Origin of the sequence: Stratiformator vulcanicus, assembly GCF_007744515.1 — a bacterium.
GTDB lineage: Bacteria > Planctomycetota > Planctomycetia > Planctomycetales > Planctomycetaceae > Stratiformator > Stratiformator vulcanicus.
This window is the reverse complement of sequence record NZ_CP036268.1, coordinates 3,865,670-3,877,367: the sequence shown is the minus strand read 5'-3', so window position 1 is coordinate 3,877,367 and position 11,698 is coordinate 3,865,670. Positions and strand designations below refer to the sequence as shown.

The 11,698-nt window shown below is 60.4% G+C and carries 8 protein-coding genes; 4 read left to right on the top strand and 4 right to left on the bottom strand.

The genetic code is table 11. The features are described 5' to 3' along the window. Positions 1-13 precede the first annotated feature (13 nt). Complete coding sequence (locus Pan189_RS15385) at positions 14-694, top strand: CvpA family protein (RefSeq protein ID WP_310820568.1); 681 nt, start codon at positions 14-16, stop codon at positions 692-694. Positions 695-788: 94 nt separating this feature from the next. On the opposite strand, the gene Pan189_RS15380 is transcribed toward Pan189_RS15385, so the two are convergent. The 3 genes from Pan189_RS15380 to Pan189_RS21460 form a co-directional block, all read right to left on the bottom strand. Continuing rightward, complete coding sequence (locus Pan189_RS15380; RefSeq protein WP_145364853.1) at positions 789-3,863, bottom strand: sigma-54 interaction domain-containing protein; 3,075 nt, start codon at positions 3,861-3,863, stop codon at positions 789-791. Positions 3,864-4,282: 419 nt separating this feature from the next. Beyond that, positions 4,283-4,807: a CinA family protein gene (locus Pan189_RS15375; RefSeq protein ID WP_145364852.1), complete on the bottom strand. Its 525-nt coding sequence runs from the start codon at positions 4,805-4,807 to the stop codon at positions 4,283-4,285. 332 nt (positions 4,808-5,139) lie between these two features. Then, positions 5,140-5,292 (bottom strand): hypothetical protein, encoded by a 153-nt coding sequence (locus Pan189_RS21460; RefSeq protein ID WP_310820567.1) that lies wholly within the window; start codon positions 5,290-5,292, stop codon positions 5,140-5,142. A gap of 25 nt (positions 5,293-5,317) precedes the next feature. On the opposite strand from Pan189_RS21460, the gene Pan189_RS15370 reads away from it, so the two are divergent. Beyond that, on the top strand, positions 5,318-6,502 hold the full coding sequence (locus tag Pan189_RS15370) for a hypothetical protein (protein ID WP_145364851.1): 1,185 nt from the start codon (positions 5,318-5,320) through the stop codon (positions 6,500-6,502). Here Pan189_RS15370 and Pan189_RS15365 read toward each other — a convergent pair. After that, positions 6,460-6,882 carry a hypothetical protein gene (locus Pan189_RS15365; RefSeq protein WP_145364850.1) on the bottom strand — a complete coding sequence of 141 codons (423 nt, stop codon included), beginning with the start codon at positions 6,880-6,882 and terminating at the stop codon, positions 6,460-6,462. The genes Pan189_RS15370 and Pan189_RS15365 overlap by 43 nt on opposite strands. A 216-nt stretch (positions 6,883-7,098) precedes the next feature. Here Pan189_RS15365 and Pan189_RS15360 point away from each other — a divergent pair, with 216 nt between their 5' ends. Together Pan189_RS15360 and Pan189_RS15355 are read left to right on the top strand one after the other, a co-directional pair. After that, on the top strand, positions 7,099-8,385 hold the full coding sequence (locus Pan189_RS15360) for a hypothetical protein (protein ID WP_145364849.1): 1,287 nt from the start codon (positions 7,099-7,101) through the stop codon (positions 8,383-8,385). Positions 8,386-8,519: 134 nt separating this feature from the next. Continuing rightward, on the top strand, positions 8,520-11,690 hold the full coding sequence (locus Pan189_RS15355) for an AAA family ATPase (protein WP_145364848.1): 3,171 nt from the start codon (positions 8,520-8,522) through the stop codon (positions 11,688-11,690). Positions 11,691-11,698: the final 8 nt, after the last annotated feature.

Below are 11,698 nucleotides of genomic sequence, written 5' to 3'. Positions count from 1 at the left end.
GCGGGGTTCGTCCATGATCGACATCCTGATTGTGATCGTGATTGCCGGGGTGACCTGGTGTGTCGCCTCAGGCGGTGCCCATGGGGCAGTCACGACGTTTTTCAGCACGCTGTTCGCCGCGATCATCGCAATGAACTTCTTTGAGCCGATCGCCGGGGCGCTATCCGGCGCGCTCGGAATGCAGGCCGATATGGTCGCGCTGCTCGGTATTTTCGCGGGACTGGCGTTCGGATTCCGCTTCGCCGCCGATTCACTTTCGCCCCGCTTCGTCGCCGTTCACGCCTATGCCCACGAAGGAATTCGCTGGGTGGGCGGACTGATGACCGGGTATCTCGTCGCGGCCATGCTGCTGATCGCCGTACACGTTTCTCCTTTTCCGGAACGATTTCTTGGGTTCGAACCGCTGCGGCGGAATCTGTTCGATATCTCCGCGCCCGATCGTCAATTTCTCGGCTTCTTCCAATACCTCACGGAGAAGCCGTTCGGCTCGCGCAACGGGCGCATTTTTGACGGACGAACGGCCGTCGATTGGCAGGTGCCTCGCGCCGCCGTCGATATTAACCCGTCGGAGGTCGTGATGCCCGATTTCGTAGTCCGGTACGCGTCCCGCCGAGGGAATTTGTCGGGACCGGCGATGATCGGCCCCGGTGCTCCTTCGCAGAGTGCTCCCGCCCGCAGCGGACCGAACTTCTAATGCAAGGTCGGCCGACAGTGCTTGACCATCACTGGTCAAGTGGCGGTGTCGCCTTATTCGGTCAACGCTGTTTGGTCGGCGTCGACCGCTCTCATTACGTCATGTCGTACTTTTTCAGTTTGCTGAAGAACGTACTGCGCGGGATGCCCAGGCGACGGGCGGCGGCCGATTTGTTCCCCCCTGTAGCCTCAAGTGCCTCGACCAATTGAGTCTGCTCCGACGTGTCCCCTGCACTGTCTGAACTCGCAGTCGGCGGTAATGCGTCGTCCTCTTTCGCCGGGCTCGCAGTCGAGTCGAAACGATGTTCGAGCTGACCGGGCGGCCGAGCGACTTTGAGTGAGCGTTGTTGGGCCGGGATCCGATTTCGTCGCGACAGCGCGGCCATCTCGGCCGGAAGATCGGCGGGGCCAATTTCGTCTCCGTCCGCGAGGACAACGGCGCGTTCCATGACGTTTTGAAGTTCCCGCACGTTGCCGGGCCAGTCATGCCGCATCAACATCGCAAACGCCGCTTCGGAAATACCTCGTACCGCGTGCCCGCTCTTTCGGGCGGTGCTATGCAAGAAGGTATAAGCCAACTCGTAAATGTCTTCCTTGCGATCGCGGAGCGGCGGGACGGTGAGGCTGATCACGTTAAGCCGGTAATATAAATCATCTCGGAATTGCCCGAGTTCGATCAGCGATTCCAGGTCGCGATTGGTCGCCGTAATCAGCCGCACATCGACGCGGATCGATTCGCTCCCACCGACTGGCTCGAAGCAGCGTTCCTGCAGAACTCGAAGCAGCTTCACCTGTGTTTCCAAGGAGATGTCGCCGATCTCATCGAGAAATAACGTCCCGCCGTCAGCGGATTCGAAGCGTCCGACTTTGTCGCGATGGGCCCCAGTAAAAGCGCCTTTGACGTGACCGAATAGTTCGCTCTCCAGCAGCGAGGGGGCGAGCGATGCGCAATGCACCTTCACGAACGGCCCATCTTTGCGGGAACTATTTTCGTGCAGGACCTGGGCGAGCAATTCCTTGCCGGTGCCGCTCTCACCGCGGATTAACACGGTCGCATTTGTCCGCGAAACTTTTTTGACCGTATTTAAAACCTCCGCGATCGCGGGACTGTCGCCACGGATGACGTCGCGTCGGAATTCGGAATCCTGACGATCCACGATCAGGCTGCGTCCGTACGAGAGCTCGAGTTCAGATCGCAATGCGGCCATCTGCCGGGCTTGAACCGCGATGGTTTCGTCACGTCGATCGAGTTCGTCATCGAGTTGCAGTCGGATCGCGAACAGAGCGGACGTCAGTTGCCCGACCGCATCGAGAAAGGCTAAATCTTCGGCCGAGAAGCCGCCGTTCGGTTTGCCGCCCAGAGCAACGAATGTCGCAACGCCGTTGGAATCGGGCAGGCCATACACGAGTCGGGCGGCCGGGATTTGCTTCAAGACGGCTTGAACAGGAGTCGGGTCGTTTAATGCGGCCGGAACCCGCTGAATGGCTCCCGATTGCAATTCGCTCACGAATCGCGGCGTCACTTTGACTTCCGAGGCAAACTGACGAACGCCGTTCTGCGCGGCGAGCTTGTAGTTGTACGGGCTTGACGCATCCCGACGATAAAGGGCCGCGGACGAGACGCCGAGTCCTTCGTGGCACGACTTAAGAATTTGCGTACCGATCGACTCCGGATCGGTCGCGCCAGCGAAGGCTCTTTTCACGTTGCCGATCGCCTCATCCAATTGATATTTATCGCGATAAAAACGTCGATCGACAATGCCCTGCAGGCGGTCACGAATCCAAAGCAAAGCCACCGCGACGACCGCCACAACCAACGACGTTTGGATGGCCGCTTCGGTCGTGTCGCCGGCGTTCTCCTGATGTCCGGTCATGCTGACCAAGCCGATCACCAGTCCGAACACGACGCTGATTGCTGCGGTGACGCCGAGATAGCGGCTGCCTCGGCCCAAAATCTCGTCGATGACCAGGAGTCGTTCCTGCCCGATTCCGGCAATGTACGCGATATTGAATCCTAGTCCGATTAGCAGCATGGGGATGCGAGCGCCGCCGAAGGCGAATGTCGGACGGTCGAAGACTGCCAGTCCGATGACGTAGGCCAACGGAATCAGACCGAAAGCCGCGGCAATCAAGATCAGCCGGGAATGCGATTTGACGGAAGACTCCGAGGTGCGGATGAAACCGCGAATGAGCGCCACGCAACTAAGCAGATAGAGGCTGCCGGCGAAGATGAGGAAGCCTTCGACTCCCGTGCGGAGCAATCTCAGGATGTACTCATTCTGCGTGACCTGTTCGGTCGTCGAATCCGCTCCCGACGCGACCGTCGCGGCAATGATCCCGGCGACAATCACGAACGCGCCACCCAATCCCACGACGTACGGAATCGCCAGTAATCGTCGGGCGGGAGTCTGAAGCGGCGGATAGGGCTGCGGGAACGTCAGGAAGAAATGGAGCGTCACCGCGGGCAGAAGCATCCCGTAGACGGCGAACGGCGCGAGGAGCCAGACGCTGTTCGCGATCGTCCACCAGTGAAAGCCGCCGAGATAAGCTCCGAGCGTGACGGTCAGCATTAGAAAGAACATGCGGGCGACCGGATCGTACGGTCGATTCCACCACGCCAGGCCTGCGATTGCCGAGAGCGTCAGGTGCGGGATGAGCCACGCGAGGGTGAAGGCGAAGTCGGTCCAGGGGGTCGACTGCACCTCAATATATGATGTTCGCGTCCGCTGCTCAGCCTGTGAGAAGTACTTTGCGCGGACCCACATCCGCGGGCCGTTCGCTTCGACCACAATCGGGTTGATCAGGAACTTCGCCCAGACCTCCTCGGTCTCAGCATCGACCGGCCAACTCTTGCGATCGTTGATGTCGAATGTTCGTTCATTGGCCTCGAAAATATCGATCAACGTATAAGTCGGCACGCCCGCCAGCGAGAGCAGGCGATCACCCGGTTGAGGCCTGCCGGCGTCCGGAAGTGCGACGGCCAAGCCGGGGGTTCCGCGGATAATCACGCCCTCGGCTTGTTCGCCGGGCGACTGCTCCGCTTGATCGTCGACCAACAGGCAACGAATCCGGATGTCGGGCGTCGATGCCACGTAGATCAAGACGGCGATCGCATAGGCGTGGGTCACCAGCGCGAGCAACAGAATCCAGAGTCGACTTCGAGAAAACATGATCGACCGTCAAGGGGCGCCGATCGGCGCCGACACGTTTCTGACAATACGAACAGCGTGACGCCTCGGCGCCGAAAAAGCAATTGTCGGCGCCGAATCGGGAGAGGCATACAAGCGATTGCTGATCAGACGGGGTTGAATGGGTTGTTTGGGTTGTCCTGAAGCAGGGGGAATACGGCTTTATCACAATTCTTTGCGATTCTGACCTATGTCTCAGGGTTTGCGGAACGGTATTTCCTCCTCTGCGGGTTGACCCAGTGAGCCCTCGGGCTGACAGGCGAAGTTTGACCGGCTGAGGAAGGTTCCACTGATTGCAGCCTGACCCACTCTGCAGTCCGCTATCTCCCCATCTTGCCGTCAATGACCCAGCTTCGCTTGCCCTCGAGGGCTCTCTTTATGCGCCGGCCACGACCCGCTGCTCATGGCAACACGAGCGTCGAACGGGCTCGCCTCAACACCGCCGCGGCGACTTCGATTTGGCGGTCTCGCCGTAATTGAAGCGGATCGTCTTGGGGAAGGCTTCGACACTCATACCGCTCGGCGGTTTGCCCGTCTGTCGAACCTGTTCCAATGAAGATAACTCCGTCCTGCCCGGCAGGGGCATTCGGTCCGAGATGACCGGTGACCGCCAGCGCCACCGTCGCGTGTGGGGTTGAGGACAAGACGCCACGGGCCATCGCCTGCGCGACTTCCCGGCTGACCACCCCGTGGCTGTCGATGAAATCGGGGGCGATACCAAGCCAGGCCGACTTGGTCGCCTCTTGGTAGACGACCGCCGATCCCGCGAAAACCTGTGACGCACCCGGCTGCCGTGTGATCGCGGTCGCGATCAATCCACCGGTGCAACTCTCCGCAAGGACGAGGCGATCCCCGCTTCCGCGGAGTGCTTCCAAGAGGTTTGCGGCGAGGTTGTCCAACTCTGTCGGAAATGAGTTGTGATTCATGGCAGTTCGTTAGAGTGTGCGGCGGGAGTCTGCTCGCGCCCGTCGAGCGTCTGAGGGCGGTAATCCTACAGTGTCCTCAGCGGACTCGCCCTTGACGGCACCTTGCTTGAGCGATTGCGCCTTTGAGATTCATCGTTCCGGGGGCGGCGAAAGCGCCGTCCCCGGCCACCCGATGTTAGGAATCGGTTCATGATCAAATCGAGTTGGAAGTGATGGCTCAATCGCCCCCGATGCGCGTGCGAGATGCTCCGGTCGCGAATCGTCGACCTCCGAATGTTCGGTCGCCAAGAAGGCCTCGGCAAGGTGAATTTGCGGCCGAATTCATGCCGGTTTCACGCGCAGAAGTTGCGGAGTTGTGCGATGTCGTCAAAGGCTGAAAAACCGTTGTCGTCGGACGCCATCTCATGCCGATCGTAGAAAGGTATGTATCCGGAGACGGGGTCGGTTTGCGGCAGGGACGCTCGCAGGTCGGACGGAATCGCCATCGCGTCCCGCTCCGGAGTCGATGGTATGACCGGCGAACAATCATTCTTCGGCCGGATACCACTGTGCTTCGCGGTGCTGTCGGTAAGCGTGGTCGCGTGCGGGGATGATAGCCCGGCAGAGCCCGCGCCGGCGAAGTCGCTGCATCAGACATTTGCGCCGCCCCGGCGTCTGATGCCGCAGGCAGTTGCCGATGCCAAGCCGATTTCGATCGATTCGCAGATCGGCGACACCATCAGCAATTTGCCGAGTTCGAAGACTGTTGCGAACGCGAATCAACAATCGGCGTCCGAAGCGACGCTGCCCGGATTCGCCGCGTCGCTCTCCCAAGTCTTGTCAATCGATTCGGAACAGCGTCGGAACAATCCTCCTGCTTCCACGCGATTGGTGGGCGGGAAGTCGGATTCGCATCAGCGAAATATCGACGACCTCGTCAACGTGATCCGCGAGGGAGACGGCGATAAAGCGACGCAAGCCCAGGCATTGCGAGGCCTGCCGCTCGAGCGGCTCGATCGACGCAATCGCAGCCGGGTCGATAGCGTGCTGCGAGACGTCAGCATGTTTCGCCGGTTGCCGCTGATCGAATTCGAGGCCGATCCCGAAGTTTATCGCTATTTCCTGGAGCATCCCGACGTCGCCGTCAGCGTGTGGCGGGCGATGGGTGTCTCCAAAGTGCGGCTGACGCAAGTAAAAGACGGCGTGTACCGCACCGACATCGGGGATGGCTCCGTCGGCGATCTCGAACTGCTCTTCCACAGCGAGGCCGATCACCTTGTGCTGGGGACCGGACAGTTCTCTCACCCGCTGCTGGTCAAGCCGATCCGAGCGACCGCCCTGTTCCACCTCGAAACGGGATTGATGCGAAACGACGAAGGCAAGACCGTCGTGCGGTGCCGTGGTTCGATGTTCGTGTCATTCGCGTCTGGCGCGGTGGAAACGGCGGCGAAGTTGGTTTCGCCGGTGACGAACTACGTTGTCGATCGAAACTTTCGCGAAGTCGCCCTGTTCGTTCACATGATGAACCTGGCGATGCAGCGGCAACCGGGCTGGGTCGAGCGAATCGCCTCGCGACTCGACGGCGTGCCGGAAGAGCGAAAGCCCGAACTGGTTAAGCTGACCGCCCGCGTCTATGTCCACGAGATGCAGCGCAAGGGCGACCTCTCCAGCTATCAAGAGTTGCCGGTGCGTACGGCCGTCTCAGAGCCGCGCTGATCGTCCGGCCGATTTTCGTCGGAGCTCTTGCGTTTCGCTGCGGCGGAGCCGCGAAGCGGGCGACGGATGAAGCGGATCACCATCAGCACGATCAATAGCGGCACGCCGAGCTTCGGGCTGATCGCGACGAGCAGCAGCGTCGCCACCCAGATCGCTACGCCTAAGGGCGATAGCCTTGCCCACGCGGCTTCGCGGTTCTTCGATGGCAATGCCAGCCAGAGGGCGGACATCAACAGTCCGACGCGGATGAAGCCCGCGTATAACGAGGGCTTATGCGGCAGGAAGAGGTAGCTTCCGCCGGCGCCGAGCAGGCAACCGAGGGCGATCAGCCCGACGAGCCGGGGATTGAGGTCGAGACCCTTTGGCGACGTTTCAGTCATAACCGACTATGCCCCGAGTCGGGTGGCGGTCGCAACCGACCTCTAAGGTGATCGAGAGATGTCACGGCTTTCGGCTTATCAGCCGCCTCGACCGATTTCGGGGTTTTGCAAAATTTACGATCTCTCTAGACTCCGCGCACATTCACATCGGTCGTGCGTGCGAGTCGAGTGCCCGGCGGCCGTTTTTGAGCAACAGGAGGGAAAGGATTCCCACCCATGAACCGCGAATCGGTTCGCTTTCTCCATGTATCGGGCTTAATTCCCGGTGGACGGCTCCACAGCCTGCCGGAACTACCGCAAGAGGGGCGTGAGATCGTTCACGCCGCCCCGTGGGAAGTCTTTGAGCACCTTTTCCAAGTGGCCGAGCAACAATCGGCCGACTTTTTGCTGGTGACCGATTCGCCCGTGCCGGCCGATTGGTCGCTCGGTGACGAAACTCGGCTGCGAGCCTGCCTCGAGCAGTGGCGGGCGGCCGGCAAGTCGGTTGTCTGGACGACACAGACGGCTCAATCCGAGACCGCCGCCGCATTGCTGGGAATCGACGGGTTGACGGTGCTCGATCACGAGCCGGGCGTCGTTCTCGATGTCTCGGCCGATGGTCGTCCGATCGCGTCGATCGAATCGGACGCGGCGGGACGGCTCCATCACCGGACTCAACACGAGCGAAGTTCCCATCCCTACCGTATTCCCCGCATCATCTGCCTGCACTCGGAGGGGAGTCATCGCCAGGACTTGCTGTCCGATATTCACTTCGGCGAGGAGCATTCGGAGCTGTCTCAGAATGCCGTCCGCGCAGACGACCTGGCCGCTGACTACCTCGTCCTTCCCGCCGATCGCACCGGCGATCGCTCAGTGCGACGAGGAAGCCGGGTTGCCGCGCATACGCCGGGAGCCGTGCTTCCCTGGCAGCCGGAGCAAGACGGATCGCGCGGCGTGAGCCTCGTGGAACTTCGTCCCGAGTCCGCCCCGAAAATCAACTTCATTGCAGCTTCGGCCGTTCGGCGAATTGAAGTGTCGATTCAGGTTGATGAGTCTTCGACGACCGATGATGTCGTTCTGACGGCCATGGAGCGCCTGACGGAATGGCGATCGGAACGCTTCGAGAAGCTGTGGATCATCAAATGGACCATTCGCTCGTCCGAAGCAGATACACGGCGTTGGTCATCCTCGAAGCTGATGCGAAAACTCGAACGCGAGTTGGCTGAATTGGATGCTCCAGCCGGCCCGCGTTTGATAGCCCATGAGATCGCCGTGCAGAGCGATCTGGCGATGTTGGCCGATCGGGCTAGTGCCGAAAGTGTGCGGCAGTTCGCTCAGTTAGTTCGCGACAGTTCGAGCGACGACATTTCGGACCCGATCGATAGTTTGCTCGGCGAGGTTCGGTGGGACCCTGCCGTCGAACGTCGGATTCGGACGCTACTTCAATCGGTCGATCCGAACACCGCTCGATCGCGAGCCGGCGCGATGGCTCACCTCTTGGAGCAAGAATACAAGGCCGCGTGAGCGTTCGCTCGCACCAGAGTTTCGCTCGAACAAATGCAGCACAAATGCAGTACAGAAACTGACAGACTGACTTGATCGCACGCCCGTAAGACACAGTCGATCGCTCCCGTCGGGAGCACATCAAGGATGCACGGATGCAACTGAATAATCTCGATGTCGAGCAGTACGGAGCGTGGAGCGATCTCTCCCTGTCGCTACGGGAGGGAGACGTCAACGTCATCTACGGCCCGAATGAAGCCGGAAAGACGACGCTCAGCCGGTTCGTCCGGGGAATGCTGTACGGCTTTCCGTCGGCCGATCGCCGGGGCCGTCCCTATCCGGAACCGGGCTCAGGACAACTCAGGCTCCGCACCGGGGGCTCGACTCACACGATCCGCCGCTCCGATGCTTCGAGCGGTTTTGATCGAATCGTGATCGCCGACGAGCACGGCCGATCACACGACGCCGGTTGGCTCGATCGGTCTCTCGGGAATGTCTCTCGCGAGGTCTACGAAGCCGTCTTCGCGATCGATTTATACGAACTCCAAGAACTGGCAACGCTCGAAGAGGCCGATTTCGCCGATCGAATCTACGGCCTTTCCCTCGGCGATCAGGGTCGCCGCCTAATCGACGCGTCATCGCTTTCCGAGCGTGCCCGCAGTGTGATCATCACACCGGGCTCCCAGCCGGCCGGACGCCTGATTGAATTACTGAAGCAGGAACGTGACCTGCAGTCACGACGGTTCGTGCGGACCGACTCGCGCACGGAATACGCGCGGTTGACGGCGGAGCGCGATCAGATCGAAGCCGCGTTGGAGCGTGACCGTCGACGACAGGGCGAAATCCGAAGTGAATTGTCCGGGCATCGTTTCCTCGACAAGGTCTACCGCCCTTGGAAGCAGGTTCGCCAATACCGCGATGAGCTGAATCGATTGAAGAGCTCCGCCGGCGTTCCCGATGGCGGGCTTCGACAACTCGATGCGCTATCGAAAGAACTGGAAACGCTCACGCGTGATCGAGATGAACTTAAGGCTCGGGCCGCTGACCTGAAGCGACAGGCCGACAAATTGTCGGGTGATGCGGAGATCGAAAAACACGGCGAAACGATTCGGCTGATGGTCGGATTTCGCGGCTGGGTCGCGAGCACGCAGGAGAAGCGGGATGCCGCGGCCGAAGACCTCAAGCAGGCCCGCAGCAGCTACGACGTCGCTCGGGTCGGGACGCCCCGGCAGTGGGGAGAAGATCGACTCGCCGCCCTCGATAACGAAGCTTTGAGCCTGAGCACTCTCTCAGAGGCCTCGGAAGCCTATACGAACTCGGTGACTTATTTGACGAGTTACCGTCGACGTTACAAACGGCTCAGAGAACGGGTCGGTCGGCGCGAGGCTTCGCTGGAACAACGACTGAAATCGCTCGGCACCACCAGTCCCGACGAAGCCGTCGAGGCCACGAAGCAGCGAATCGACGCTCTCGAAGCGCTGGCCGACCTTCAGCGCAAAGAAAACGGCGTACTGCTCAAGACCCGCACGATCCGCGATCAGGTCGAGGGACTCGCGGCCGAACTGGAGATTCCGGCTTGGATGTACTGGGTGTTCGGCCTATTTACTGCCGGAGGTGCCTTCTTCGTGCTGATGGGTTTGATCGCTTGGATCAGCACCCAGTTCGTAGAAAACGGCACGACCATTTTTGGTTTCAGCACCAACGTGGTCGTCGGACTGATCTACATGCTGCTCGGCATCACCTGCGGCGGCCTCGCGTTCAAAATGAAGCTGCACTACGAAGAAGCCGTGCGGAAAGTGACCGACGGACTCTATGACGATTTGCGTCGCGAAGAAGTTTCGCAGCGTGAACTGCGAATGGAAATCGAACGATTCTTCCGAACTCCCCAAGGCCGCTCGTTGCAGTCGCTCGACGACCCATCGATCGACTTGGGCGGGCTGATCCGCGCCGAACACCGCCGGCTGGCCGATTTGGAACGCCTGCCGGAACTGCAAAAACGTGTGACGGCGAGCCGCCGCAAACTCGCCGAAGCGCGCGCTCGATATCGTCGGATTCAACAGGAATCGGACGATGAACGCCGCACGTGGTGCGAAACGCTGTCGTCTCTCGGAATTCCCGAAACACTCGAGTCGTCTGAGGCATTCGAGCATTGCCGAACGATTTCGGCGGCTGCCGCTGCCCTGCGAAATTGGACCGAAGCCAAGTCGCGCCACCAATCGCTCGACGCGACTCTGCAGTCATTCGGCAAAGAGTTGGAACGAGTCGGACGGGCATTGCATCTTTGGAATGTGGATCGAACTCGACCGGTCGAAGTACTCGATCGCTGGGCCGAACAACTGACCTCCTCACGCGATCACGCTCACCGGCGACAGACGTTGCTCGACGAATATCGCCGGGCGACCGACGAATCGGCCGATTGCGAAGCGCGGGCCAAAGAGGTTTCCCGCCAGCGGCAGGTCCTGCTGACCAAAGCGGGTGTTGCAACCCGCGAAGAATATGAAAATCTCTATCGTCTGGCCGAACGGCGTCAGGAGGCCGAAGAGTTCCTGACGATCGCCGAGGCAGAATTGGAAGCGGCTGCTTCCGACGAGCCGCAACTGGCCATCGTCGAAGAAGACCTGGAGCGGTTCGATTCCAAAGAGAATAGCGAAGCCATCGAATTGCTGACGATGGAACTCGAAGACTTATCCACAAAGATCGAAGAAGCCCGGGAACGCCGGGGCGAGATCGGTCGCGAACTTGAAACGCTCACCTCGGCCGATGACCGAAGCGAAGTCGACTACGAGCTCGCCCGCGTCGAGCATCAACTCGACCAAGTCGCCGGAGACTACCTCGCCGCGAACCTCGCCCAACGGACGTTCAACTCGATGCGCAGTGAGTTGGAGCGCAACTGTCAGCCGCCGGTGCTGGCCGCGGCCTCTGATCTACTGTCGCAGATGACACGCGGTCGGTATCACCAATTGCGATCGCCGATTGGCACGAAAGATATTTTGGTGACCGATGACCGCGGTGAGGAGTGGTCGCTCGATTGTCTCAGCGGCGGAACGCGAGAGCAGATTTTCCTGTCGATCCGACTCGCGCTCGTCGCGACGCTCGCGGACGAAGGGATCGAACTACCGGTTCTGATCGACGACGTGTTCGTCAATTTCGATCAGGAGCGGACCGAAGCAGCCGCTGAGACGATCATCGAGTTCGCCCGGCAAGGTCGGCAGGTCCTGTACTTCACGTGTCACCTGCACCTCGCGCACCTGTTCCAATCCCGGGGCGTCGAGCCAATTTGGTTGCCCACCCGCGAGCGAACCCCCGCACCGCGAATGGCTGGTTAATCGAGCCC

Coding starts and splice junctions, on each gene's coding strand:
- Pan189_RS15385 (WP_310820568.1), top strand. CDS start 14: ATGATCGACATCCTGATTGTGATCGTGATTGCCGGGGTGACCTGGTGT.
- Pan189_RS15380 (WP_145364853.1), bottom strand. CDS start 3,863: ATGTTTTCTCGAAGTCGACTCTGGATTCTGTTGCTCGCGCTGGTGACC.
- Pan189_RS15375 (WP_145364852.1), bottom strand. CDS start 4,807: ATGAATCACAACTCATTTCCGACAGAGTTGGACAACCTCGCCGCAAAC.
- Pan189_RS21460 (WP_310820567.1), bottom strand. CDS start 5,292: ATGGCGATTCCGTCCGACCTGCGAGCGTCCCTGCCGCAAACCGACCCC.
- Pan189_RS15370 (WP_145364851.1), top strand. CDS start 5,318: ATGACCGGCGAACAATCATTCTTCGGCCGGATACCACTGTGCTTCGCG.
- Pan189_RS15365 (WP_145364850.1), bottom strand. CDS start 6,882: ATGACTGAAACGTCGCCAAAGGGTCTCGACCTCAATCCCCGGCTCGTC.
- Pan189_RS15360 (WP_145364849.1), top strand. CDS start 7,099: ATGAACCGCGAATCGGTTCGCTTTCTCCATGTATCGGGCTTAATTCCC.
- Pan189_RS15355 (WP_145364848.1), top strand. CDS start 8,520: ATGCAACTGAATAATCTCGATGTCGAGCAGTACGGAGCGTGGAGCGAT.